The following is a 25,941-nucleotide window of genomic DNA, read 5'->3' on the forward strand; positions in this document are numbered from 1 at the left end:
GTCAGTGGGTGACCTCCACAGGGGCGCCCGCCATCGCGAGGCCCAGCGTCCGCTCGTCCGCCTCGCCCTTCGGGTACGACGCCGCGATCCGGCCCTCGTACATCACCAGGACGCGGTCCGCGAGCCCCCGGATCTCGCTCAGCTCGGCCGAGACGAGGAGCACGGCATGGCCGGCGTCCCGGTAGGCGATCAGCTCGTCGTGGATGTTCTGGACGGCGCCGATGTCGACGCCACGGGTGGGTTGCTCCACGAGCAACAGCGGTGCGTCGTGGGCGAGTTCACGGCCGATCAGCAGCTTCTGCAGATTCCCGCCGGACAGCGCCGAGGCGGGGACCTCGACGGTCGCCGCCTTGATCCCGAACCGCTCGACCAGCCGTCGGGCGTGCGCGCGGACGGCGCTCGGCGGCAGCAGACCGCGGGCGGAGAGGGACGTGCGGTGGTGGCCCATCGCCAGGTTGTCCGCGACCGAGGCGGCGGGGGCCGTGCCGACCGCGTGCCGGTCCTCGGGGACGTAGGCGAGGCCCTTCGCGCGTCGCTCGGTCGCGGAGGCATGGGTGACGTCGTCGCCCTGCAGCGTGACGCGGCCCGCGGTGACCGGCCGCAGCCCGGCCAGCGCCTCGACCAGCTCGCTCTGGCCGTTCCCGGCCACGCCCGCGACGCCGACGATCTCGCCGGCATGGACGGTGAGGTCCACATCGTGGACGGAGTCCGTACTGACACCGGTCACCTGCAGCACCGCCGCACCGGGCGTGCCCGACGCGTGGACGCGATCCAGCTCCACCGCGCGGCCGGTCATCGCGGCGGCGATCGCGGCGGCCGTCGTGTCGGCGGTGACCAGCCGGGCGACGACCCGGCCGTCCCGCAGGACGGTCACCCGGTCGCTGCCCTCCAGCACCTCGCGCAGCTTGTGGGTGACGAGGATCACCGTACGGCCCTGTGCGGCAAGCGACTTGAGCACGGCGAACAGGGCGTCCGCCTCGGCCGGCGTGAGCACGGCCGTCGGCTCGTCGAGGATCAGCGTGCGGGCGCCCCGGTGCAGCAGCTTGAGGATCTCCACCCGCTGGCGCAGGCCCACCGGCAGCTCGCCGACCCGGGCGTCCGGGTCGACGTCGAGACCGTGTTCGTCGGCGAGTTCGCGCACCCGCCGGCGGGCCGCGGCCCGGTCCACCAGGCCGAAGCGGCGCGGTTCGGCGGCGTAGACGATGTTCTCGGCGACCGTCAGCGAGTCGAACAGCTTGAAGCTCTGGTGGACCATGCCGAGCCCGGCGGCCATGGCGTCGGACGGGCTCGTGAAGCGCACGTCCGATCCGTCGATCCGGATCGACCCGGCGTCGGCGCGCTCCATGCCGTACAGGACCGACATCAGCGTGGACTTGCCCGCGCCGTTCTCACCCATCAGGGCGTGGATCTCGCCGCGGCGGACGGTGAGGTCGACGGCGTCGTTGGCGAGCGTGCCGGGGAACCGCTTGGTGATTCCCCGGAGCTCGACGGCGACATCCGTGTCAGGCGGCTGCGGGGTCATCGACCTTCAGCTCTCCGGAGACGATCTGGTCGCGCAGCGCCTCGACCTTCGTCAGCACGTCCTTGTGGTCGGCGATCACGCACTTCGACGAGTCCACGCCGTCCTCCAGGCCGGTCAGGCTGATGCCGCCCTCCTTCAGGCCGTACGAGACGGTCGTGCCCGTGGTGCCGCCGAGGACCGACTCGACGCCCTTCTCCACGGCGACGTCCGTGCGCTTGATCACGTTGTCGACGACCGTGCCGGGCGCCGAGGGGCACTGGTTGACGTCGACGCCGTACGCGAACGCGCCCTTGGCCTTCGCCGCCTCGAAGACGCCGTAGTTGCCGGCCGCGGCAGCCGCCATGAGCTGGTCGTAGCCCTTGGCGAGCAGGGTGTTCGCCTGCTCCTTGGCACGGGCCGAGTCGTCGAACGGGGACTGACCGCCGACGAAGCGGGTGGACGTCTCCGTCTTCGCGGCGACCTTCTTGGCGCCGGCCGCGAACGGGTCGCTGTAGCGCCGGAACTGGGGGGTGTCGAGCACGTCCACCGCGCCGACCTTGCCGGACTTGCTGAGCAGGCCCGCCTCGGCGCCCGCGAGGTAGACGCCCTCGTGCTCGCGGAAGACCGCGCAGCTGACGTTCTTGAAGGTCTTCGCGGTGCACGCGTCGATGATCAGGAACTGCTGCGTGGGGTTCTTCTCGGCCTGCTGGGCCACGATGTCGGCGAACTCGAAGCCGACCAGCACGATGACGTCCGGCTTGGCGTCCACGGCGGCAGCCACGTTCTGCTGCTGGGAGGCGGTGTCGGTGGACTCGTAGACCTTCTGCGTCCCGTCGTGCTGCTTCGCCGCGCTCTCGATGCCGGTGACCGCGAGCTTCAGGAACTCGTTCTGCCCGACGGCGTCGGGGGTGACGAGGGTGAAGGACTTGCCGCTGCCGCCGCTCGCGCTCGCTGCGGAGTCGTCCTTCTTGGCGGCGGCGTTGCAGGCGGTGGCGAGGAGAGCTGCGCCGGTCGCGAGCGCGGCGAGCTGCAGGGAACGGCGGTGTCTGCGAGGCATCGGGAGACCTTCCGGGTATGCCGAGGGGCGCGCTCGGCGGTGAGCACGGGGGTGGGGAGAGGGTGACGCTGGGACGGACTGCGGTGGTGCGGGCCGAGGGAACGGGCTCAGCTATGACAGCCGTCGCCGGCACACCGGCCGAAGTCGAGGAAACGGCGCTTGGTCAGCAGCACGGGTCTTCCTCCTTCGTCTCGGTCTGCGGACTGGGTGCTGGACTGTAACACCCGTTTCCGGACACCTGCTCGACTGTCTCGAACTATGGTTCTCCCAGGTCATGTACGGTGGCCGACACCACCGGAACATCAGGAGTGTCCCGATATGTCCCAGGAACTGCGCGCCGTCGAGTGGACCGGAACCGGCCTCGCGCTGATCGACCAGACCGTCCTCCCGCACCGCACCGAGACCGTCGCCGTCCGCGATGTGGACACCCTGGTCGACGCGATCCAGCGGCTCGTCGTGCGCGGCGCCCCCGCGATCGGCGCGGCGGGCGGATACGGGGTCGCGATCGCTCTGCTCCAGGGCGAACGCGAGGGCTGGTCCGAGGACGAGGTGCGCGCGGCCGTCGCCCGCATCCGCGAGGCCCGTCCGACGGCCGTGAACCTCATGGTGTGCGTGGACCGGGTCATGACCCGCTTCGCCGAGGGGCTCGACGCGGTCCTGGCGGAGGCGGCCGCGGTCCAGCACGAGGACGTCGCGGCGAACCGCGCGATGGGCGCGTTCGGCGCCGACTGGCTGCTGAAGCGGATCGACGAGGACCGGCCGCTGCGGATCCTGACGCACTGCAACACCGGCGCGCTGGCCACCGCCGGCTGGGGCACCGCCCTCGGCGTCATCCGCGAACTGCACGCGCGCGGGCGGCTGGAGGTCGTCTACGCCGACGAGACGCGCCCGCTGCTCCAGGGCTCGCGACTGACCGCCTGGGAACTGGTCCAGGAGGGCATCCCGCACTACGTCCAGGCCGACGGGGCGGCGGCGGGCACGATCCTGCGCGGCGAGGTCGACGCGGCGATCGTCGGCGCGGACCGCATCGCCGCCAACGGCGACACCGCCAACAAGGTCGGCACCGTGGGCGTGGCCCTGGCCTGCGCCGACGCGGGCATCCCGTTCCTGGTGGCGGCGCCCACCACGACCGTCGACCTGTCGACGCCGACCGGGGACGCCATCCACATCGAACTCCGCGGCGAGGACGAGGTGTTGGAGTGGGGCGGCGTCCGGACGGCCCCGGCCGGGTCGCGCGGCCACAACCCGGCGTTCGACGTCACGCCGGGTCGGCTGGTGACGGGCCTGGTCACGGAGCGGGGCGTGCTGGAGGTGTCGGCCGGTCAACTGCCCGGCGACCGGCTGAAGTAGCGGCCGACGCACGAGAAGAGGGGATCCCCGGGTTCGGGGATCCCCTCTTCTCGTGCGGCGGGTCAGCAGCGGGTCAGTTCCAACTCCAGCAGCCACTCGACGACTTCGGTGTGGTGGCGGGCCTGACGCGGATTGTCGCCCCACACGTACAGACCGTGTCCGGCCACGACCACCGCGGGCATCCGCGGGTCGCGCGCCGCCTCCAGTCGGTCGCCGAGGACCTTCATGTCCTGGCTGTTGGCGATGACGGGCAGGGTCACCTCGACGTCGTGCGCGGGCTGGCCGACGCCCTTGAGCATCTCCACGTCCTTGAAGACGATCCCGCCGGGGTGCCGGTGCCCCATCGCGACCGACGCCACGGTGTGCACGTGCACCACCGCCCCGGCCCCCGTCAGCGCGGCCACCCGCGCGTGCAGCTCGGCCTCCGCGGACGGCTTTCCGCCGCTGACGGCCGCGCCCTGACCGTCCACCAACACCACGTCGGCGGGCGTCAGTTCGCCCTTGTCGTGGCCGCTGGCGGTGACCGCGAGGCGCAGCGGCTCCCGGGTGAGCACCACGGACAGGTTCCCGGAGGTGCCCCGCATCCAGCCGAAGGACGCGAACCGCGCGGACTCGGCGGCGAGGACGGCCCCCGCCTCCTCCAGGTCGAGTGCGGTGATCTCGGTGGTCATGCGGAACTCCCAGAGGTGCTGATGTCGATCTCGTCGAACGTGCCCGCCTGCGCGTGGTCGCCGACGCCTTGCTCGTAGTAGGGCTCCCCGGGCCGCCGGATCCCGACGGCGTGCCAGCCGGCCTCGCGGGCCGCGTCCAGCTCGCCCGGGCGGTCGGAGAGGAAGAGGAGACGGTCCGGGGCGTGCCCCGTGGCTCCGGCGATCCGGCGGTAGGACTCCGCCTCCTGCTTGGGCCCGGCGTTCTCGGTGTCGTACAGACCGGAGACCAGCGACGTGAGGTCGCCCTCCGGGCTGTTGGCGAACCACGCGCGCTGGGCGGACACCGAGCCGGACGAGTACACGTACAGCCGCGCGCCCGCCGTGTGCCAGGCGCGCAGCGTGGGCACGACGTCGTCGTAGAAGTGCGAGACGAGGTCGCCGCGGGCGAAGCCCTCGGACCAGATGACGCCTTGCAGGGTCTTCAGCGGAGTCGCCTTGCGGTCGTCGTCGAGCCAGGCGTTCAGCGCCTTCTCGACGCGTGCCGCGTCGGCGTCCGGGTCGCCGATCTCCTCCCGGACCTGGTCCACCGCCCGCGCCACGTCCGGGTCGTCGCCCCGCTCGGCGAGCAGCGCGGCGAAACGGGAGCGCGAGTACGGGTACAGCACGTCGACGACGAACCCCGTGGCGCTCGTGGTGCCCTCGATGTCGAGCACCACGGCGTCCACGTCGTGGTGGGAGGTCACGCGGCGGCCCTGTCCGCCTCGTAGCCGGCCGCGATCGTGTCGTAGTCCGGGAACCGGCCGGCGATCGTGGAGCCGGTGAAGTTGCCGATCCAGCCGTCCTCCTCGTGGAAGAAGCGGATCGCCGTGAACGACGGCTTCGTGCCCATGTCGAACCAGTGGGTGGTGCCGCGCGGCACGCCGAGGAGGTCGCCCTTCTCGCAGAAGACCGCGTGCACCTCGCCGTTCACGTGCAGGTAGAAGATGCCGGAGCCGGAGACGAAGAAGCGGACCTCGTCATCGTCGTCGTGGGTGTGCTCCTGGAGGAACTTCGCGCGGGCCGCCTTCGCCTTCGCCGGGAACTCCGGGTCGTCGCTCGGGTGCAGCCCCAGGACGTCGACGGTGGTGAAGCCCTCCTCGGCGTTCAGCTTCTCGATCTCCGGGCCGTACGCCGCGAACACCGTCTCGCTGTCGGCGTCGAACGGCACGTCCTCACGGATCGGCCACTGCTCGTAGCGCACGCCGAGCGGCTTGAGGGCCTCGGCGATCTCGGCGGGGTCGGCAGTGCGGCGGACCAGGGTCTCCGGGCCGGACTCGGACCAGGTCGTCAGCAGCGTCATGGAAGCAACTCCAGCAGTCTGGGAGGGGGGAAGAGGGGGAAGTGGGGGAAGTGGGGGAGGGCGGCGGTGGAGGAACGTCACTCGACCGCGACACGGCAGGGCGGGTGCCGGTCCCGTGATGGTAACTCGCGGCCGTGCGCTCACCGCGTGTGACGTAATCGTTGTCTCGATATCTGGGATTCGGTGTCCATTTCTTTGACGCTGGCTGGAAACGTTCTCATGATCTGCATATGAAGACGCTGCTGCTCGTGCGGCGGCTGTACGTGGACTTGCTCCGGTCGACCACAGCCAGCTGTCGCTGACCCCTCCCGGAGCTCCGACGCGCCCCCGTTCCCGGGGCGTTCCCAGCCGCCCGTGCGGTGGCTCATTTCCGTCCCTGGCTCCGGGCCCGCGCTCGCCCGTTTCTGTATCCCCTCAGCACCGCCCGTAACTGGAGCCCCTCATGTCCCGTGCCCGTCTGCCGCTCGCCGCGCTCTCGCTGGCCTCCGTCTCCGCCCTCGTCCTCGCCGGCTGCGCGCAGTCCACGGACGCCTCGAAGGGCAGCGGTGACACCGCCGCCTCGGCCTCGGCCGCCACCGGCAAGAAGCCCGCCCCCTTCAGCGAGGGCACCGTCAAGGTGGCCCTGGTCCGGCAGAGCGGCGCCGGCGACTACTTCGAGCAGTGGGGCAACGGCGCGAAGGCCCAGGCCAAGGCCCTCGGCATCGACCTGACCGTGTACGACGCCCAGGCCGACAACGCCAAGCAGGCCACGGACCTCTCCTCGGCGATCAACTCCGGCGCGAAGGCGATCATCATCGACCACGGCTTCCCGGCGACCATCCAGCCGGAGATCGACAAGGCCGTGAAGAAGGGCATCAAGGTCGTCGTCTACGACGTCGAGACGGCCACCAAGGGCGTCGTCTCCACCAAGCAGGACGACGCGAGCATGGCCCAGGCCGTCCTCGACGTGATGGCCAAGGAGGTCGGCAAGGACGCCAAGGTCGGCTACGTCAACGTCGCCGGCTACGCCGCCCTCGACAAGCGGGACACCGTGTGGAAGTCCACGGTGACCTCCGAGGGCTGGAAGCAGCAGTTCAAGGTCGGCAAGGTCACCGACTCCACAGCCACTGACAACGTTCCCCTCGTCTCCGCCGCGCTCACCCAGCACTCCGACGTGACCGGCGTCTTCGCGCCCTACGACGAGCTCGCCAAGGGCGCCGTCCTCGCCGTGCAGAACAAGAAGCTGCAGGACAAGGTGAAGGTCTTCGGCGCGGACGTCTCCAACGCCGACATCCAGCAGATGACCGCCGCCGACAGCCCCTGGGTCGCCACGGCGGGCACCGACCCGTCCGCCGTGGGCGCGGCCGTCGTGCGCACCGCCGCCCTGGAGCTGGCGGGCCAGTTGAACAAGACCTCCGTGGAGTTCCCGGCCGTCGCCATCACCCAGGACTTCCTGCGCGAGAAGAAGATCGCGAACATGGACCAGCTGCGGGAGGCGCTGCCCGCGCTGAACCTGTCCCAGGTCTCGACCGCGGACTGGATCTCGAATGTCGCCCACTGAGACGAGCGGGACGAGTGACCCGAGCCGTTCGAAGGCCGCCGTCAGCCTGACGGACGTCAGCATGGCCTTCGGCGGCAGGACGGTGCTCGCCTCCGTCTCGCTCGACATCGCACCGGGCAGCGTGGTCGCGCTGCTCGGCGCGAACGGCGCCGGCAAGTCCACGCTGATCAAGATCCTGTCGGGCGTGCACACCGACCACGGGGGAGAGGTGCGCGTGGACGGCTCCTCCGTCACCCTCAACTCTCCCCTCGCCGCACGCCAGTTGGGCATCCAGACCGTGCACCAGCGGATCGGCGAGGGCATCGTGCCGGGCCTCAGCGTCGCCGAGAACCTGGTCTTCGAGGAACTCGCCCAGAAGCGCGGCAACCCGTTCCTGAACGGCCGCGCCACGCTCGCCCGCGCCCGGGAGATCCAGGCCGGCCTCGGCCTGGCCTGGAGCGATGCGGTCCTGAAGCAGGACGTCACCGAACTCGGCATCTCCGACCGGCAGTTGCTGATCCTGGCCCGCGCCCTGGCGACCCGCCCCCGGCTGCTGATCCTCGACGAGCCGACCTCCGCGCTCTCCGCCGCCGAGGCGGAGCGGCTGTTCGCGCTCGTCGAGCGGATGCGCGCCGACGGCATCGCCGTGCTGTACGTCTCCCACCGGCTCGGCGAGATCGACGCGCTCGCCGACCGGCTGGTCGTTCTTCGAGACGGCCGTCTCACCGAGGACCAGACCAAGCCCTTCGACTGGGACGCGGCCCTGCGCGCGATGCTCGCCCAGGCCCAGGAAGCGACCACCGCCCGGCCCGTCCGGGAGGGAGCCGGGGGAGAGGTCGTCCTCTCCCTGCGGGGCGTCCGCCTCTTCGAGGGCCGCTCACCGCTCGACCTCGACCTGCGGGCCGGAGAGGTCACCGGCGTCGTGGGCCTGCTGGGCGCGGGCAAGACCGAGCTGGCCCGCGGCCTGTTCGGCGCCGAGCCCTTCGCCGCGGGCGCCCTCGCACTGGACGGCACGGCCTACGCGCCCCGCCGCCCGTCCGACGCCATCCGGGCCGGCGTCCACCTCGTCCCCGAGGACCGGCACGCCGACGCCCTGGTGCCCGGCTGGCCCCTCGCCCAGAACATCTCGCTGCCCTTCCTGAAGTCCCTGTCCCGGGGCGGCCTGGTGAACCGCTCCCGGGAGGACGCCCTCGGCCGCGCCGCCATCGAGGCCCTGGGCGTCGTCGCCCGCGACGAGCACAGCACCGTCGAGGAGCTGTCCGGCGGCAACCAGCAGAAGGTCGTCGTCGGCCGCTGGCTCGCCGAGACCCCCCGCGTCCTCATCCTGGACGAACCGTTCCGAGGCGTGGACATCGGCGCCCGGCGCGACATCGGCCGCCGGGCCCGCGCCCTGGCCGCCGACGGCGCGGCCGTCCTCGTCCTGTCCGCAGACGTCGACGAGGTCCTGGAGGTCGCCGACCGGGTCGTCGTCCTCGCGGCCGGCGAGGTCCATCTCGACGCCTACGGCGAAGACGCGGAGCGCGACCGCGTGATCCAGACCATCTCGGCGTCCGTCTGACGCCGGCCCGCCCCACGAGGTCCCAGGAAGCACCCCATGACCACTGCACAGAGCACCGAGGTCCCTGCCAAGGCGGCGACCGCGCCCGCGACCTCCACCGCGGTGCGCGTCCAGAACGCCGTGATCAAGTACGGCTTCATCTTCGTGACGGTCGCGCTGTTCCTGTACTTCGCGCTGAGCGAGGGCTCCTTCCGCGAGTCGGCGACCCTCCTCGACACCCTGCGGTACGTCTCCGTCGCCGCGATCCTCGGCCTCGGCGTCACCCTCACCATGGCCGTCGGCGGAATGGACATGTCCGTCGGCGCCGTGGCCGGCCTCGGAGTGTCCGTCGCCGCTCAGACGATGGTCGTCTTCAACCAGGTCGGCACCGTGGCGATCCTCGCGGTCCTGGTGGCGGGCGCCCTCGCGGGCCTGCTGAACGCCCTGCTGATCGTCGTACTGAAGATCCCCGACATGCTCGCCACGCTCGGCACGATGTTCGTCATCCAGGGCAGCAAACTGATCCTCGTGGACGGCCAGTCGATCACTCCGGGCATGACGCTGGACGACGGCAGCACCGCGCCCGGCAAGTTCACCGACGGCTTCCTGAAGATCGACCGCGGCACGGTCCTCGGCATCCCGATCTCGGTGCTGATCTTCGGCGGCCTGACGATCGCCGCCTGGGTCTTCCTCGCCCGCACCCGCTGGGGCCGCGTCCTCTACGCCATCGGCGCCAACCCCGAGGACGCCCGGCTGGCCGGCATCCGCGTCGGCGCCTACCGCGCCCTGGCCTACGTCATCTCCGGCGTCCTCGCCTCGGTGGGCGGCCTGATCCTGGCGTCCCGGATCGGCCAGGGCGATGTGTCGGCCGGCACCTCCCAGCTCCTCGAGGCGGTGGCGGTCGCGCTCGTCGGCACCTCCGTCCTGGGCCGCGGCCGCCCGAACGTCTGGGGCACGGCCCTGGGCGCGGTGCTCATCGGCATCATCACCACGGGCCTGACCATCAAGGGACTGCCGTACTACACCCAGGACGTCGTCGAGGGCGCGGTGCTGATCCTCGCCCTGGTCTTCAGCTTCACCCTGTCCAAGCGCCGCACCGCATAAGGAAGTTCGAGGAGTTCGCACCATGGGCTACCGCATCCTGGAGACCGACGACATCCCCGCCTACCTGCACGAGCGGGGCCACTGGGCGGACCCGGCGGACATCCGGGTCCGCGAGGTGTCGGACGGCAACATGAACCGCGTGTTCCTCGCCTCCTCCGCCGACGGCGCCCGCAGCCTCGCCGTCAAGCAGGCCCTGCCCTGGGTCCGCGTCGCCGGCCCCTCCTGGCCGATGAACCCCGACCGCGCCGACGCCGAGGCCCGCGCCTACGAGCAGCTCGCCAAGGTGGCCCCCGACAAGATCCCGGCGGTCCACGGCTACGACCCCGAGAACTACGCCCTCGTCATGGAGGACATGTCCGACCTCGAGGTCCTGCGCACGCTCCTGAACGAGGGCGAGCCCTACGGCCCGCACACCTCGGCGCGGATCGGCGAGTTCGTCGCCCAGTTCTCCTTCGCCACCAGCGACTTCGGCATGCCGTCCGCCGACCGCAAGGCGCTGATCGCGGCCTCCGTCAGCCCGGAACTCTGCAAGATCACCGAAGACGTCGTGCTCTCCGAGCCGTACATCGAGCACGAACACAACCACTGGCACGAGGGCCTGGACGACCTCGCCTCGGCGTTCCGCGCCGACACGAGGCTGCGCACCGAGGTCGCCGACCTCCGCCACGCCTTCATGACCGGCGCGCAGGCCCTCCTCCACGGCGACCTGCACACCGGCAGCGTGATGGTCGGGACGCGCGCGGGAGCCCCCGTGGTGCGGGTCTTCGACCCCGAGTTCTCCTTCGTCGGCCCCATCGGCTACGACCTCGGCCTGTACTGGGCCAACGCGCTGGTCTCGGAGGAACGCGCGCGGGCGCTCGGCACGCTGTCCGACCACGCCGAACAGCTCCGCCTCTCCTGGGAGGCGTTCGAGAGCGAGTTCCGCCGCCTGTGGCCGACCCGCGTCGACGCCTTCTTCGACGACGCCTACCTCGACCGGTTCCTGCGCCGCGTCTGGACCGACTCCGTCGGCTACGCCGGCACCGAGATCGTCCGCCGCATCATCGGCTTCGCCCATCTGACGGACCTGACGACCCTGCCGGACCCGGTGCCCGCCTCCCGCCGCGCACTGCTCCTCGGCCGCGAACTCATCGTGCGCCGCGAGGAGTTGACGGACGTCGACGCGGTGCGCGCGGTCGTGGGCTCACTCGGCTGACCCGGCTCACTCGGCCGACTCCGCGTCGAACCCCTGCTTGCCGGCCGTCCAGTGCCTCACCCAGCCGACGAAGCCGGGCTCGGAGGTCGTGAAACCGAACTCCGAGCCGAACGGCACGGCGCCCTCACCGGTGACCATCCATATGTGCCCGCGATGGGGGCCGGCGACGACCAGATGCCAGTTCATCGCGCACCCGTCCGTCCCCAGCACGATATACGCCCATGCAACCACCCGGCACTGACAGCCGGGCAGCCGATCGGGCATGCGTAAGGGGCGGCCCCCGGGAGAGCCGCCCCTTACGGTCGTACCGCCTACTTCTTGTCGAGCAGGTCCTGCACCTTCGCACGGACGTCGTCCGTGGCCAGGCCCCGGATCGTCAGCGTCGTGCGCCGACGCAGCACGTCGTCCTGTGTCTCGGCCCACTCGTTGTCCCGGGCGTAGACGACCTGCGCCCAGATCTCCGGAGCGTCCGGGTGGACACGCGCGCCCAGCTCCGGGTTCTCGTTCGCCAGCCGGGCGATGTCGAACGCCAGCGAACCGTAGTGCGTGGCCAGGTGTTTGGCGGTGTCGGCCGCCATGCGCGGACCCGGCGCCGGGTTGTCGACCAGCAGCCGGTGCGCGACCGCGCGCGGGTTGGCGACGCCGGGCAGCGGCAGCTTCTTCGGCAGCGAGGAGATCGGCTCGAAGTCGTCGCCCAGCGGGTGGCCCGGCAGCGCCTCCAGCTTCTGCATGACCGTACGGCCGATGTGCCGGAACGTCGTCCACTTGCCGCCCGCGACGGACAGCATGCCGCCCCTGCCCTCGGTCACCACGGTCTCGCGCTTGGCCTTCGCCGTGTCGCCGGGCCCGCCCGGCAGCACGCGCAGACCCGCGAACGAGTACGTGATGAGATCACGGGACAGCTGCTGGTCGCGGATGGAGAACGCGGCCTCGTCGAGTATCTGGGCCGTGTCCTTCTCGGTGACCGCGACGTCCGCCGGGTCGCCCTCGAACTCCTCGTCGGTGGTGCCCAGCAGCAGCATGTCCTCCCAGGGCAGGGCGAACGTGATGCGGTACTTGTCGATGGGGGTCGCGAGCGCGGCCCTCCACGCGGACGTCCGCTTCAGGACCAGGTGCGCGCCCTTGGAGAGGCGGATGGACGGAGCCGAGTTCGGGTCCTCCATCTTGCGCAGGTGGTCGACCCAGGGACCGGTCGCGTTCAGCACGAGACGGGCGTTGACCCCGAACTCGTCGCCGGACGTGCGGTCCTTGAGGTCGGCGCCGGTCACCCGGCCCTTGGTGAACCGCAGGCCGGTCACCTCGGCGTGGTTGAGAACCACCGCGCCCGCCTCGACGGCCCCGCGGACCGTCATCAGCGCCATGCGCGCGTCGTTCATCTGGTCGTCGCCGTACACGGCCACGGCCTTGAGGTTGTCGGTGCGCAGCTCGGGCACGTCCTGCGCGGCCTTGGCCGGGGACAGGAGGTGGCCGACGCCGTCGCCGAACGCCGACAGCGCGGAGTAGGCGAAGACGCCCGCCCCGAGCTTCGCCGCGCCGTGCGGCCCGCCCTTGTACACGGGGAGGTAGAACGTGAGCGGGTTCGCCAGGTGGGGGGCCACCTGCCGGGACACCGCACGGCGCTCGAAGTGGTTCTCCGCCACCAGCTTCACCGCGCCGGTCTGCAGATAGCGCAGACCGCCGTGGAGCAGCTTGGAGGAGGCGGAGGAGGTGGCGCCGGCGAAGTCGCCGGCGTCGACCAGTGCCACCCTGAGGCCGGACTGCGCGGCGTGCCAGGCGGTGGAGATGCCCAGGATGCCGCCGCCGATGACGAGGAGGTCGTACGACGCCTTGGAGAGCTGCTCCCGGGTCTCGGCACGGCTCGGGTTCGAGCCGGACGCCGGGCGCGTCCCGAGGGCAGGCACGGACTGCAGGGTGGACTGACTGCTCATGTGGGGTTCTTACTCCTCGTCCTCGAGCCAGCCCATGGTCCGCTCGACGGCCTTGAGCCAGCTCTTGTACTCACGGTCGCGCTTCTCCGCGGCCATGTTGGGGGTCCACTCGGCGGCTCGGCGCCAGTTGGCGCGCAGGTCGTCGGTGCTGGTCCAGAAGCCGACGGCGAGGCCGGCGGCGTAGGCGGCGCCGAGGCAGGTGGTCTCGGCGACCATCGGGCGCACCACGGGGGCGTCCACGAAGTCCGAGAGCGTCTGCATCAGCAGGTTGTTGGAGGTCATGCCGCCGTCGACCTTGATCGCCGCGAGCTCGACGCCGGAGTCCTTCGTCATGGCGTCGGTGATCTCACGGGTCTGCCAGGCCGTGGCTTCCAGGACGGCGCGCGCGAGGTGCGCCTTGGTGACGTACCGGGTGAGGCCGGCGATGACGCCACGGGCGTCGGAGCGCCAGTACGGGGCGAACAGACCGGAGAAGGCCGGCACGAAGTACGCGCCGCCGTTGTCCTCGACCGTGAGCGCGAGCGTCTCGATCTCGGCGGCGGTGGAGATCAGGCCCATCTGGTCGCGCATCCACTGCACCAGCGAACCGGTGACGGCGATCGAGCCCTCGAGGGCGTAGACCGCCTTCTGGTCGCCGATGCGGTAGCCGACCGTGGTCAGCAGGCCGTTGTACGAGTTGACCGGCTTGTGGCCGGTGTTCATCAGCAGGAAGGTGCCGGTGCCGTACGTCGACTTGGCCTCGCCCTCGGCGAAGCAGGTCTGGCCGAACAGGGCCGCCTGCTGGTCGCCGAGCGCGGACGCGACGGGGATGCCGCCGAGGAGCTCGCCGAGCCGGCCGCCCGTGACCTCGCCGTAGACCTCGGCGGAGGAGCGGATCTCCGGCAGCATCTGCAGCGGGACGCCGATGGACTCGGCGATCTTCTCGTCCCACTCCATGGTGTGCAGGTTCATCAGCATGGTGCGCGAGGCGTTGGTGACGTCGGTGACGTGGTGGCCGCCGTCGACGCCGCCGGTCAGGTTCCAGATGACCCAGCTGTCCATGGTGCCGAAGAGGATGTCGCCCGCCTCGGCGCGCTCGCGCAGCCCCTCGACGTTGTCGAGCAGCCAGCGGGCCTTGGGGCCGGCGAAGTAGCTCGCCAGCGGCAGGCCGGTCTCGCGGCGGAAGCGGTCCTGGCCGACGTTGCGGCCGAGCTCCTTGCAGAGCGCGTCGGTGCGGGTGTCCTGCCAGACGATGGCGTTGTGGACGGGCTCACCGGTGTTCTTGTCCCACAGCAGCGTGGTCTCACGCTGGTTGGTGATGCCGATGGCCTTGATGTCGTCCCGCGTGATGCCGGCCTTCTCGACCGCTCCGGCGACGACTTCCTGGACGTTGGTCCAGATCTCGTTGGCGTTGTGCTCGACCCAGCCCGGCTTCGGGAAGATCTGCTCGTGCTCCTTCTGGTCGACGGAGACGATCCGGCCGTCCCGGTCGAAGACGATGCAGCGGGACGAGGTGGTGCCCTGGTCGATGGCCGCGATGAAGGGGCCGGCGGTGTGCGCGTCGGTCACTGTGTGCTCCCGGGGGTTCCGTGGTTGAGGGCGGTACGTACGGCGCGTGCTGCGAGGTTCCGTGAAAGCGCGGTGCTCTCAAGCAAAGCGGTGCTCTTAAGCAAAGGCGACGTTGTAGATGCCTGCAGCGATCGCGCCGCCGATCAGCGGACCGACCACGGGGATCCAGGCGTAGCTCCAGTCGGAGCCGCCCTTGTTGGGCAGGGGCAGGAGTGCGTGCACGATGCGCGGGCCGAGGTCACGGGCCGGGTTGATCGCGTAGCCGGTCGGGCCGCCGAGCGACAGACCGATCGAGACGACCACGAGCGCGGTGATCAGCGCGCCCAGGTTGCCGAGGCCGTTGCCCTTGTCGTTGAGGCCCTGCGTGAGGACGGCGAGCACCAGCACGAAGGTGCCGATGATCTCCGTGGCGAGGTTCTGCCAGACGACCCGGATCTCCGGGCCGGTGGAGAAGATGCCCAGGACCGGGCCTGCGCCCGCTTCCTGCGCCTCGACGGCCTTCACGTTCGTGGACTGCGCGCCCGGACCGCCGACGATCTCCTTGTCGGTGAGGTGCGCGTGGAACTGGCCGTAGTAGGCCACCCAGACCAGCGTGGCGCCGATCGCGGCGCCGAGCAGCTGTCCGGCCCAGTAGACCGGAACGTTGCTCCAGTCGTCGTCCTTGATCGCGAGAGCGAGGGTGACCGCCGGGTTGAGGTGGGCGCCGGAGAGGGGCGCCGAGGTGTAGACCGCCGTCAGAACGGCGAAACCCCACCCGAAGGTGATGGCGAGCCAGCCGGCGTTACGAGCCTTGGAGGCCTTCAGCGTGACGGCGGCGCAGACGCCACCGCCCAGCAGGATGAGTATGGCGGTACCGATGGTCTCGCCGATGAAGATGTCGGAGCTGGACACCCGCGACTCCTTTGTCCTTCGTCCAGGGAAGCCGAACCCCGGGTCCCACCGGGGATTCGAGCGCCCTCGGGGGTGAGAGCGATGCCGGCCTTTGGCGTTGTCACACCTTAGCGCGTATTGCCGTTAGGTGTTCGACAATGCCGACCGATGGACGGGAGTCTTGCCCGGCTGTTACGTGTGCGTCAAGGGTGCTGTTATCGAAAACGCGATCGTTATTGATCGCTGTGAGGTATGGATCTTCGCGCCGGTGTGCATACTCTCGACCTTAATGTCCATTTCAGGTGGTTATATCAGGGTATGACAAGGGCCGGAACGTCGAACGGCGTTCCGGCCTGCTCTTACGTACTTCTCAGACGCGGCGGACCGCTCAGAACCGCCCGGCGCCCAGGTCGCGCGAGACCGCGCGGGCGCAGTCGCGCACCGCGGCGATCAGCTCGGGGCGCAGCTCGCCGTCCCGGCCCAGCCGCTCCACGGCGCCCGTGATGCCGACCGCGCCGACGGGCATCCGCCGTCGGTCGTGGATGGGCGCGGCGATGGAGGCCACGCCCTCCCAGGTCTCCTCGACGTCGGCCGCGTACCCACGCGCGCGCGTGAGGTCGAGGATGTGCTCGAAGTCCTCCAGTTCGCACACCGTGCGGTCCGTGAAGGGCTTGCGGTCGGCCTCCAGGGCCTCGCTGTGCGCGACCGGGTCGTAGGCGGAGAGCACCTTGCCCAGGGCCGTCGAGTGCAGCGGCTGCATGGCCCCGATCTCCAGCACCTGCCGGCTGTCGTCGGGCCGGAAGACGTGGTGCACGATCAGCACGCCCTGCTGGTGCAGCACCCCCAGGTGCACGCTCTCGCCGCTGGAGCGGGCCAGGTCGTCCGTCCACACCAGGGCACGCGCGCGTAGCTCGTGCACGTCCAGATAGGTGGTGCCCAGGCGCAGCAGCTCCGCGCCCAGCTGATAGCGCCCGGAGGCGTCGTCCTGCTCGACGAAGCCCTCCTGCTGGAGGGTGCGCAGGATCCCGTGTGCGGTGCCCTTGGCCAGGCCCGTGGACGAGGCGATGTCCGACAGGCCCAGTCGTCGCTCGCCGCCCGCGAGCAGCCGCAGCATCGCAGCCGCACGTTCGACCGACTGGATGTTCCGTGCCATCGCCCTCCTGCCTCCGTCCCCTTACGACCGTCTCCGCACGGCATGTACTGCCACCGTTCGGCAATGTCGAACACTACCGGTCCATGCCGACCTCCCGCTAATGGTCGGTCGATCCGTGTTACGTCACTCGTCCCCCTGCGGTGGCACGGGCGTCGCCCGCCCGTGCCGCACGGCCCCGCACCACCCTGTCCGGGCCCGCGCCCGTCCGCCAGGCTCGTCCGCCCGCTGGACGCCCCTGACCATAAGGCCTCCGTCCCGGCTACCCTGACGGCGTGCGCGCTCCTCGGGAAGCGTTTCTGCCCGCATCCTGAGGTGACGCAAAGCCGACAGCCGTCGCATCTGAGGGAGCCCTTTCATGGCCTCTGTGCCGCCGACCCCTTCCGCCGACAGCCGGACCCGTGTGTCCGCGCTCCGCCAGGCCCTGGCCACCCGTGTGGTGGTGGCCGACGGAGCCATGGGCACCATGCTCCAGGCCCAGGAGCCCACCCTCGAGGACTTCGAGAACCTCGAGGGCTGCAACGAGATCCTCAACGTCACCCGGCCGGACATCGTCCGCTCCGTGCACGAGGAGTACTTCGCCGCGGGCGTGGACTGCGTGGAGACCAACACGTTCGGCGCAAACCACTCCGCCATGGCGGAGTACGACATCCCCGAACGGGTGCACGAGCTGTCCGAGGCGGGCGCCCGCATCGCCCGCGAGGTGGCCGACGCGTTCGGCGCCCGCGACGGCCGACAGCGCTGGGTGCTCGGCTCGATCGGACCCGGCACCAAGCTGCCGACGCTCGGCCACATCGGCTACGGCACGCTCCGCGACGGCTTCCAGGCCAACGCCGAGGGCCTGCTGGCCGGCGGCGCCGACGCCCTGATCGTCGAGACGACCCAGGACCTCCTGCAGACGAAGTCGTCCATCCTGGGCGCCCGGCGCGCCATGGAGGCGACCGGCGCCGAGGTGCCGCTGCTGGTCTCCATGGCCTTCGAGACGACCGGCACCATGCTGCTGGGCTCGGAGATCGGCGCCGCGCTCACCGCGCTGGAGCCCCTCGGCATCGACATGATCGGCCTGAACTGCTCGACCGGCCCCGCCGAGATGAGCGAACACCTGCGCTACCTGGCCCGGCACTCCCGCACCCCGCTGCTGTGCATGCCCAACGCCGGCCTGCCGATCCTCACCAAGGACGGCGCCCACTTCCCGCTCGACCCGGAGGGCCTGGCCGACGCCCAGGAGACCTTCGTCCGCGACTACGGGCTGAACCTGATCGGCGGCTGCTGCGGCACCACCCCCGAACACCTGCGCCAACTCGTCGAGCGCGTCCACGGGGCCACGCCGACCGAGCGCCACCCGCAGCCCGAGCCCGGCGCCGCCTCCCTCTACCAGACCGTCCCCTTCCGCCAGGACACCTCCTACCTGGCCATCGGCGAGCGAACCAACGCCAACGGCTCCAAGAAGTTCCGCGAGGCCATGCTGGCCGGCCGCTGGGACGACTGCGTCGAGATGGCCCGCGAGCAGATCCGCGAGGGCGCACACCTGCTCGACCTGTGCGTGGACTACGTCGGCCGCGACGGCGTCGCCGACATGGAGGAGCTCGCCGGCCGCTTCGCCACCGCCTCCACCCTGCCGATCGTCCTGGACTCCACCGAGGTCGAGGTCATCCGGGCCGGCCTGGAGAAGCTCGGCGGCCGCGCCGTGATCAACTCCGTGAACTACGAGGACGGCGACGGCCCCGAGTCCCGCTTCGCCAAGGTCACCCGGCTGGCCCAGGAGCACGGCGCCGCGCTGATCGCCCTCACCATCGACGAGGAGGGCCAGGCCCGCACCCCCGAGAAGAAGGTCGAGATCGCCGAACGGCTCATCGACGACCTCACCGGGAACTGGGGAATCCTGGAGTCGGACATCCTCATCGACACCCTGACCTTCACCATCTGCACCGGTCAGGAGGAGTCCCGGGGCGACGGCGTCGCCACCATCGAGGCCATCCGCGAGCTCAAGCGCCGCCACCCCGACGTCCAGACCACCCTGGGCCTGTCGAACATCTCCTTCGGCCTCAACCCGGCCGCCCGCGTCCTGCTCAACTCCGTCTTCCTCGACGAGTGCGTCAAGGCCGGCCTGGACTCCGCGATCGTCCACGCCTCGAAGATCCTGCCCATCGCCCGCTTCACCGAGGAAGAGGTGCAGACGGCCCTCGACCTCGTCTACGACCGCCGCGTCGCCCAGCAGGGCGACGAACCGGCCTACGACCCCCTCCAGAAGCTCATGCAGCTCTTCGAGGGCGCCACGACCAAGTCGCTCAAGGCCGGCCGGGCCGAGGAACTGGCCGCCCTGCCGCTGGAGGAGCGCCTCAAGCGCCGCATCATCGACGGCGAGAAGAACGGCCTGGAGGCCGACCTCGACGCGGCCCTCGAAAGCCGCCCGGCGCTCGACATCGTCAACGACACCCTCCTGGACGGCATGAAGGTCGTCGGCGAACTGTTCGGCTCCGGCCAGATGCAGCTGCCGTTCGTGCTCCAGTCCGCCGAGGTCATGAAGACCGCCGTCGCCTACCTCGAACCGCACATGGAGAAGACCGACGACGACGGCAAGGGCACCATCGTCCTGGCCACCGTCCGCGGCGACGTCCACGACATCGGCAAGAACCTCGTCGACATCATCCTGTCCAACAACGGCTACAACGTCGTCAACCTCGGCATCAAGCAGCCCGTCTCCGCGATCCTGGACGCCGCCGCCGAGCACCGCGCCGACGTCATCGGCATGTCCGGCCTCCTGGTCAAGTCCACGGTGATCATGAAGGAGAACCTGGAGGAGCTCAACCAGCGCGGCCTCGCGGCGAACTACCCCGTCATCCTCGGCGGCGCCGCCCTGACCAGGGCCTACGTCGAGCAGGACCTGCACGAGATCTACCAGGGCGAGGTCCGCTACGCCCGCGACGCCTTCGAGGGGCTGCGCCTCATGGACGCCCTCATCGGCGTCAAGCGCGGGGTGCCCGGCGCGAAGCTGCCCGAGCTCAAGCAGCGCCGGGTGCGCGCGAGCGCCGCCGCCGTCGAGGTCGAGGAGCGCCCGGAGGAGGGCCACGTCCGCTCCGACGTCGCCACCGACAACCCCGTCCCGAAGCCGCCGTTCGAGGGCACCCGCGTCATCAAGGGCATCCAGCTCAAGGAGTACGCCTCCTGGCTCGACGAAGGCGCCCTCTTCAAGGGCCAGTGGGGCCTGAAGCAGGCCCGCGCCGGCGACGGACCGACCTACGAGGAACTCGTCGAGACCGAGGGCCGGCCCCGGCTGCGCGGTCTGCTCGACAAGCTCCAGACCGACAACCTTCTCGAGGCGGCCGTCGTCTACGGCTACTTCCCCTGTGTGTCCAAGGACGACGACCTGATCCTCCTGGACGAACAGGGCAACGAACGCACCCGCTTCACCTTCCCCCGCCAGCGCCGCGGCCGCCGGCTGTGCCTGGCCGACTTCTTCCGCCCGGAGGAGTCGGGGGAGACCGACGTCGTCGGCCTCCAGGTCGTCACCGTCGGCTCGCGCATCGGCGAGGAGACGGCCAAGCTCTTCGAGTCCAACTCCTACCGCGACTACCTCGAACTGCACGGCCTGTCCGTCCAGTTGGCGGAGGCACTCGCCGAGTACTGGCACGCACGCGTGCGCTCCGAACTCGGCTTCGCCGGCGAGGACCCGGCCGACGTCGAGGACATGTTCGCCCTGAAGTACCGCGGCGCCCGCTTCTCCCTCGGCTACGGCGCCTGTCCGAACCTGGAGGACCGCGCCAAGATCGCCGAGCTGCTGCGGCCCGAGCGGATCGGCGTCCACCTGTCCGAGGAGTTCCAACTCCACCCCGAACAGTCCACGGACGCCATCGTGATCCACCACCCCGAGGCGAAGTACTTCAACGCACGGTGACGCCCGCGCGCCGATCGGCACACTGATCGGATAAGTCGTACACTGGTCGGTCCACTGCAGGCCGGTTCCCCACAGCGGGGAACCGGCCTGCTCGTCCCTCAAGGAGGTACGTGGATGACCAGCACGGTTCCCGCGCCAGTAACCCGCACGGCCGAGGGCTCCGCCCTGCAGGCCGTGCTCCTCGACATGGACGGCACCCTCGTGGACACCGAGGGCTTCTGGTGGGACGTCGAGGTCGAGATCTTCGCCGGACTCGGCCACCCCCTCGACGACTCCTGGCGTCATGTCGTGGTCGGCGGCCCGATGAGCCGCAGCGCCGGGTTCCTGATCGAGGCGACCGGGGCCGACATCGCCCTCGCCGACCTCACCGTCCTGCTCAACGAGGGGTTCGAGGACCGCATCACCCGCGCCCTGCCCCTGATGCCGGGAGCGGCCCGGCTGCTCGCCGAACTGGCCGAGCAGGAGGTCCCCACGGCCCTCGTCTCCGCCTCCCACCGACGCATCATCGACCGCGTCCTCACCTCGCTCGGCGCCGAGTACTTCCGCCTGAGCGTGGCCGGCGACGAGGTCGCCCGCACCAAGCCGTACCCCGACCCCTACCTCTTCGCGGCCGCCGGACTCGGTGTGGATCCGGCCAGATGCGCCGTCATCGAGGACACCGCGACCGGGGTCGCCTCGGCGGAGGCGGCCGGCTGCCAGGTGGTCGCCGTGCCCTCCGTGGCGCCGATCGCGCCGTCCCCGCGGCGCACCGTCGTTCCGTCCCTCGAACAGGTCGACCTGACATTTCTGCGCGGTCTGATGCCGCTCCGATGACGGAAATGCGATAGGCGTTCACCCAGCGTGCACCGCCGATAACAAGGGAATTCGGCGGGTGTGCGCGCAGGAGAATTCGGATCTTCAACAACCTCTCGCGGACGGCTGAATTCCACCCCGACCGGACCCCGTCCGGCGTGTGACGTTCCCCACCTGGACGGGGCTCGACAGTCGTCCCTCCGTATGCATCCCGCCCATGTCGGAGGGGGTTTCGCGCGTCCTTGTGTCCCGATTGATGAACGGCTGTACGAATCCTTCCGCTGACGGCTGTTCAGTGCGTCCGCGGCCGGTTTCGCTCCGTGATGGGGATTCAACTCCGGTGGCCGCGAACCCTCCTGCCGGTCCGGACTAATCTCGTCGCGAGAACATCGCCCTAACTCCGTGACCGCTGCGCCACCCCTGCATGCCGGATACACGGACCGACAGCTCTGGAGAAAATCGAGCATGAACCGTAAGACTTTGGTGCTGCCGGCCGTGGCCGGTCTCCTCGCGCCCGCACTCGCCGCCTGCGGCGCGTCCGACAGCGGGAGCAACAGCGGCGACGCCATCGTCGTGGGCACCACCGACCGGTTCACCGCCACCAAGGACGCCCCGGCCCCGCTCGACCCGGCCTACTCCTACGACGTCGGCACCTGGAACATCCTGCGCCAGACCGTGCAGACCCTGATGATCCAGCCCAAGGGCGAGGGCGAACCCGTCCCGGAGGCGGCCCAGAGCTGCGGCTTCACCGACACCGGCAACGAGCGCTACGCCTGCAAGCTGCGCAGCGGCCTGAAGTTCGCGAACGGCGACGCCATCACCGCCGAGGACGTCAAGTTCTCCATCGAGCGCGCCCGCACCATCAAGGCCGACTCCGGCGTGTTCGCCCTGCTGTCGACCATCGACACCATCGAAACGCAGGGCGACAACGAAGTCATCTTCCACCTCAAGACCGCCGACGCCACTTTCCCCTTCAAGTTGTCGACCCCGGTCGCCGGCATCGTCAACCCCGACGACTACGAGAAGGACAAGCTGCGCGACGGCTTCGCGGTCGACGGCTCCGGCCCCTACACCCTCGAGGCCAAGACCGACGGCGACGAGATGACCAAGGCCGTGTTCACCAAGAACCCCAACTACAAGGGGACGCTGAGCGTGAACAACGACGAGGTCGACATGGTCTCCTACGAGGACGCCGACGAGATGGGCACCGCCCTCGAAAAGGGCGACATCGACCTCATGACCCGCACCATGTCCCCGGAGCAGATCAAGAAGCTCTCCGAGGCCCCCGCCGGCGGGGACATCGACCTGGTCGAACTGAGCGGCCTCGAGATCCGCTACCTCGCCTTCAACACCACGGCCCCGGCGGTCAAGTCCAAGGCCGTGCGCCAGGCGATGGCCCAGGTCATCGACCGCGCCCAGCTCGTCTCCGAGGTGTACGGCTCCCAGGCCGAGCCGCTCTACTCGCTCGTCCCGGCCACCCTCACCGGCCACTCCAACTCGTTCATCAACACCTACGGCGAACCCGACAAGGCCAAGGCCAAGGCCCTGCTCGCCGACGCGGACGTCAGCACCCCCGTGAAGCTGACGCTGAACTACACGACCGACCACTACGGGCCGGCCACCAAGCAGGAGTTCGAGACGCTGCAGAAGCAGCTCAACGCCAGCGGCCTGTTCGACGTCACCATCGAGGGCACCCCCTGGGAGACCTTCGTCCCGGCCGAGCGCAAGGGCGAGTACGCCGTCTTCGGCATGGGCTGGTTCCCCGACTTCCCCGACGCCGACAGCTTCGTCGCGCCGTTCCTCGACAAGGACAACTTCCTCAAGTCCCCGTACTCCAACAGCGACATCATCACCAACCTGATCCCGGCCTCCCGCCGCGAGGCCGACCGCCTCAGCGCCGCCAAGACCCTCACCAAGATCCAGGACATCGTCGCCGAGGACGTCCCCGTCCTGCCGCTGTGGCAGGGCAAGCAGTACGTCGCCGCCAACAACGACGTCACCGGCACGGCGTACGCGCTGAACTCCTCCGCGACCCTGCAGCTGTGGGAGCTCGGCCACGGTGTGAGCAACTGACCACCCCCCTCCCGAACCCAGGGGCCCGGGACGGCGGGCTCGGTGTGACGAGAAACGACGACAAGGCATTTCGTGAACATGCGTAACCAGTGGCCGGTCCTGCCGATCGTGGCGGGGCTGGCCTCCGGCCTGCTGACCGGCTGCGGCACCCAGAGCGGAGGCTCAGGAGGCGACGCCTCCTCCGTGGTCCTGGGAATGTCCGACGACGTCCTGAGCACCGACCCGGCCGCCGGCTACGACCCCGGCTCCTGGCTGTTGTTCAACAACGTCTTCCAGTCACTGCTGAGCTTCCCCAAGGGCGGCACGGAACCCGAGCCCGACGCGGCGAAGGAATGCTCCTTCAGCGACACGAAGACCCAGGTCTACACGTGCACGCTGAAGGACGGCCTCCAGTTCAGCAACGGCGACGCGCTCACCTCCGAGGACGTCAAGTTCTCCTTCGACCGCATGCTGAAGATCAACGACGACGCCGGCCCGGCCATCATGTTCCCCATGCTCGACAAGGTCGAGACCCCCGACGCCGAGACCGTCGTCTTCCGCCTCAAGACCCCCGACGCCACCTTCCCCAGCAAGCTCGCCTCGGGCGCCGGCTCCATCGTCGACCACAAGGAATACGACGCCGACGGCCTGCGCAAGGACGGCGGCGCCATCGGCTCCGGCCCCTACAAGCTGGACTCCTTCGGCGACGACCAAGCCGTCTTCTCCGTCAACGAGAACTACCGGGGCACCGCCGCCGACGCCCGCAACACCGGCGTCACCCTCAAGTTCTTCGGCGGCGACCAGAAGGCCCTCAAGCAGGCCCTGCTCGCCGGCGACATCGACATCGCGTACCGAGGCCTCACCGCCGACGACATCTCCGACATCCAGCAGAGCACCGACGCCGATGCGAGCGTCGAGGTCGTCGAAGGCAGCAGCGCCGAAGTCCAGCACCTCGTCTTCAACATGGACGACCCCGTCGCCGGCAAACTCGGCGTCCGCCAGGCCATCGCCCACCTGATCGACCGCGAAGCCCTCATCAAGGACGTCTACCAGGGCACCGCCGACCCCCTCTACTCGATCATCCCGGCCGGCATCACGGGCCACAACACCGCCTACTTCGACCGCTACGGCGCCCGCCCCTCCAAGGCCAAGGCCGCCGCCGCGCTCGCCGACGAGGGCATCACCGACAAGGTCGAGCTCACCCTCTGGTCCACCCCGTCCCGCTACGGCCCGGCCACCGACCAGGAACTCGAGACCATCGCGGCCCAGCTCAACGCCAGCGGCCTGTTCGACGCCGACGTCCAGTCCGTCGCCTTCGACCAGTACGAGAAGGACATCGCCGACGGCAAGTACGGCGTCTACGTCAAGGGCTGGGTGCCCGACTACCCCGACGCCGACAACTTCACCTCGCCCTTCTTCGGCGAGGGCAACGTGCTCAGCAACAACTACACCAACACCACCATCACCGGCACGCTCATCCCGCGCACCGCCGCCCAGAGCGACCGCAGCGCCACCGACACCGACTACGGCCAACTCCAGGACATCGTCGCCGAGCAGCTGCCCGTCCTGCCCATCTGGCAGGCCAAGCAGTACGCCGTCGTCGGCGAGAACGTCTACGGCCTGGAGAGCTGCCTCGACGCCTCGACGGTGTTCCGCTTCTGGGAACTCAGCAAGGGCTGACAGCCGCACGGCCATGCCGATACAACAGGGCGCCCCCTTCTCCCGAAGAGGGCGCCCTGCGCCGTGCACATGACCTACTGCGGCTACTGCCGCTACTGCGCGCCCGGGCGCACCAGACCGCTCTCGTACGCGTACACCGCGGCCTGCACCCGGTCCCGCAGCCCCAGCTTCGTCAGCACATGCCCCACATGCGTCTTCACCGTGGTCTCGCTGACGAACAGATCGGCGGCGATCTCGGCGTTCGACAACCCCCGAGCCACCAGCTTCAGCACCTCCACCTCACGATCGGTGAGGGTGTGCAACGTGTCCGGCACCGGCTCGTCGCCCGACGGAAGATGCGTGGCGTACTTGTCCAGCAACCGCCGCGTGATGCTCGGCGCCAACATCGCCTCACCCGCGGCCACCACCCGGATCGCCTGCACCAACTCGTTCGCCGGCGCATCCTTCAGCAGGAACCCGCTCGCCCCCGCCCGCAGCGCCTCCACGACGTACTCATCGAGATCGAACGTCGTCAGCACCAGCACCTTCGCCGGACCGTCCCGGCCAGGACCGGTGATCTGCCGAGTCGCCTCCACCCCGTCCATCCGCGGCATGCGGATGTCCATCAGCACCACATCGGGCTGCAACGCCCGCACCTGGTCGAGAGCCTGCAGGCCGTCTCCGGCCTCGCCGACGACCGCGATGTCCTGCTCGGCCTCCAAGATCATGCGGAAGCCCGTGCGCAACAGCGGCTGGTCGTCGACCAGTAGGACACGGATGGCCACGTGGATCTCC

19 protein-coding genes and 1 pseudogene are annotated in these 25,941 nt (G+C 70.1%); 9 read left to right on the top strand and 11 right to left on the bottom strand.

Annotation, left to right across the window (positions count from 1 at the left end):
* Nucleotide 1 precedes the first annotated feature (1 nt).
* Both ABZ725_RS34185 and ABZ725_RS34190 read right to left on the bottom strand, forming a co-directional pair.
* Nucleotides 2-1,522, bottom strand: coding sequence for an ABC transporter ATP-binding protein (locus ABZ725_RS34185; RefSeq protein WP_358806354.1), 1,521 nt, complete (start codon nt 1,520-1,522; stop codon nt 2-4).
* Nucleotides 1,503-2,558, bottom strand: a complete 1,056-nt coding sequence (locus tag ABZ725_RS34190; protein ID WP_358806355.1) for a BMP family ABC transporter substrate-binding protein — start codon at nt 2,556-2,558, stop codon at nt 1,503-1,505. The genes ABZ725_RS34185 and ABZ725_RS34190 overlap by 20 nt, the downstream gene beginning before the upstream one ends.
* Before the next feature lie 318 nt (nt 2,559-2,876).
* Between ABZ725_RS34190 and mtnA the strand changes: the two genes are divergently transcribed.
* A complete protein-coding gene (gene mtnA / locus ABZ725_RS34195) occupies nt 2,877-3,908 on the top strand; it encodes an S-methyl-5-thioribose-1-phosphate isomerase (protein ID WP_358806356.1) in 1,032 nt (343 codons plus the stop codon).
* 62 nt (nt 3,909-3,970) lie between these two features.
* On the opposite strand, the gene mtnB is transcribed toward mtnA, so the two are convergent.
* From mtnB to ABZ725_RS34210, 3 genes are read right to left on the bottom strand one after another with little or no spacing between them, the layout of a single operon-like run.
* Nucleotides 3,971-4,579 (bottom strand): methylthioribulose 1-phosphate dehydratase, encoded by a 609-nt coding sequence (gene mtnB / locus ABZ725_RS34200; RefSeq protein WP_358806357.1) that lies wholly within the window; start codon nt 4,577-4,579, stop codon nt 3,971-3,973.
* Complete coding sequence (gene mtnC / locus ABZ725_RS34205; protein ID WP_358806358.1) at nt 4,576-5,301, bottom strand: acireductone synthase; 726 nt, start codon at nt 5,299-5,301, stop codon at nt 4,576-4,578. The genes mtnB and mtnC overlap by 4 nt, the downstream gene beginning before the upstream one ends.
* Nucleotides 5,298-5,897 carry a cupin gene (locus ABZ725_RS34210; protein WP_351908184.1) on the bottom strand — a complete coding sequence of 200 codons (600 nt, stop codon included), beginning with the start codon at nt 5,895-5,897 and terminating at the stop codon, nt 5,298-5,300. Before ABZ725_RS34210 ends, mtnC begins: the two co-directional genes overlap by 4 nt.
* A 442-nt stretch (nt 5,898-6,339) precedes the next feature.
* Between ABZ725_RS34210 and ABZ725_RS34215 the strand changes: the two genes are divergently transcribed.
* From ABZ725_RS34215 to mtnK, 4 genes are read left to right on the top strand one after another with little or no spacing between them, the layout of a single operon-like run.
* Complete coding sequence (locus tag ABZ725_RS34215) at nt 6,340-7,437, top strand: substrate-binding domain-containing protein (protein ID WP_358806359.1); 1,098 nt, start codon at nt 6,340-6,342, stop codon at nt 7,435-7,437.
* Nucleotides 7,424-8,974 (top strand): sugar ABC transporter ATP-binding protein, encoded by a 1,551-nt coding sequence (locus ABZ725_RS34220; protein ID WP_358806360.1) that lies wholly within the window; start codon nt 7,424-7,426, stop codon nt 8,972-8,974. The genes ABZ725_RS34215 and ABZ725_RS34220 overlap by 14 nt, the downstream gene beginning before the upstream one ends.
* A gap of 36 nt (nt 8,975-9,010) precedes the next feature.
* Nucleotides 9,011-10,057 carry an ABC transporter permease gene (locus ABZ725_RS34225; protein WP_358806361.1) on the top strand — a complete coding sequence of 349 codons (1,047 nt, stop codon included), beginning with the start codon at nt 9,011-9,013 and terminating at the stop codon, nt 10,055-10,057.
* Nucleotides 10,058-10,079: 22 nt separating this feature from the next.
* On the top strand, nt 10,080-11,252 hold the full coding sequence (gene mtnK, locus ABZ725_RS34230) for an S-methyl-5-thioribose kinase (RefSeq protein ID WP_358806362.1): 1,173 nt from the start codon (nt 10,080-10,082) through the stop codon (nt 11,250-11,252).
* 6 nt (nt 11,253-11,258) lie between these two features.
* On the opposite strand, the pseudogene ABZ725_RS34235 reads toward mtnK, so the two are convergent.
* The 5 genes and pseudogenes from ABZ725_RS34235 to ABZ725_RS34255 form a co-directional block, all read right to left on the bottom strand.
* Nucleotides 11,259-11,465 (bottom strand): annotated as a pseudogene (locus ABZ725_RS34235) (SMI1/KNR4 family protein); the annotation flags it as partial.
* A gap of 98 nt (nt 11,466-11,563) precedes the next feature.
* A complete protein-coding gene (locus ABZ725_RS34240) occupies nt 11,564-13,180 on the bottom strand; it encodes a glycerol-3-phosphate dehydrogenase/oxidase (RefSeq protein WP_351908174.1) in 1,617 nt (538 codons plus the stop codon).
* A 9-nt stretch (nt 13,181-13,189) separates the two neighbouring features.
* A complete protein-coding gene (gene glpK / locus ABZ725_RS34245) occupies nt 13,190-14,728 on the bottom strand; it encodes a glycerol kinase GlpK (protein ID WP_351908172.1) in 1,539 nt (512 codons plus the stop codon).
* Between the two features lie 96 nt (nt 14,729-14,824).
* Entirely contained in the window at nt 14,825-15,619 is a 795-nt protein-coding gene (locus ABZ725_RS34250) for an MIP/aquaporin family protein (protein ID WP_358806363.1), read from the bottom strand.
* Nucleotides 15,620-15,986: 367 nt separating this feature from the next.
* Complete coding sequence (locus ABZ725_RS34255) at nt 15,987-16,751, bottom strand: IclR family transcriptional regulator (RefSeq protein ID WP_351908168.1); 765 nt, start codon at nt 16,749-16,751, stop codon at nt 15,987-15,989.
* A 355-nt stretch (nt 16,752-17,106) separates the two neighbouring features.
* On the opposite strand from ABZ725_RS34255, the gene metH reads away from it, so the two are divergent.
* From metH to ABZ725_RS34275, 4 genes are all read left to right on the top strand, one after another.
* A complete protein-coding gene (gene metH, locus ABZ725_RS34260) occupies nt 17,107-20,643 on the top strand; it encodes a methionine synthase (RefSeq protein WP_358806364.1) in 3,537 nt (1,178 codons plus the stop codon).
* Nucleotides 20,644-20,757: 114 nt separating this feature from the next.
* Complete coding sequence (locus ABZ725_RS34265) at nt 20,758-21,456, top strand: HAD family phosphatase (RefSeq protein WP_358806365.1); 699 nt, start codon at nt 20,758-20,760, stop codon at nt 21,454-21,456.
* A 444-nt stretch (nt 21,457-21,900) separates the two neighbouring features.
* Nucleotides 21,901-23,508 (top strand): ABC transporter substrate-binding protein, encoded by a 1,608-nt coding sequence (locus ABZ725_RS34270; RefSeq protein WP_358806366.1) that lies wholly within the window; start codon nt 21,901-21,903, stop codon nt 23,506-23,508.
* Between the two features lie 72 nt (nt 23,509-23,580).
* Nucleotides 23,581-25,167, top strand: coding sequence for an ABC transporter substrate-binding protein (locus tag ABZ725_RS34275; RefSeq protein ID WP_358806367.1), 1,587 nt, complete (start codon nt 23,581-23,583; stop codon nt 25,165-25,167).
* Nucleotides 25,168-25,259: 92 nt separating this feature from the next.
* On the opposite strand, the gene ABZ725_RS34280 is transcribed toward ABZ725_RS34275, so the two are convergent.
* Nucleotides 25,260-25,931, bottom strand: a complete 672-nt coding sequence (locus ABZ725_RS34280; RefSeq protein WP_020141342.1) for a response regulator transcription factor — start codon at nt 25,929-25,931, stop codon at nt 25,260-25,262.
* Nucleotides 25,932-25,941: the final 10 nt, after the last annotated feature.

The organism is Streptomyces sp. NPDC006872 (assembly GCF_040635845.1).
Lineage (GTDB): Bacteria > Actinomycetota > Actinomycetes > Streptomycetales > Streptomycetaceae > Streptomyces.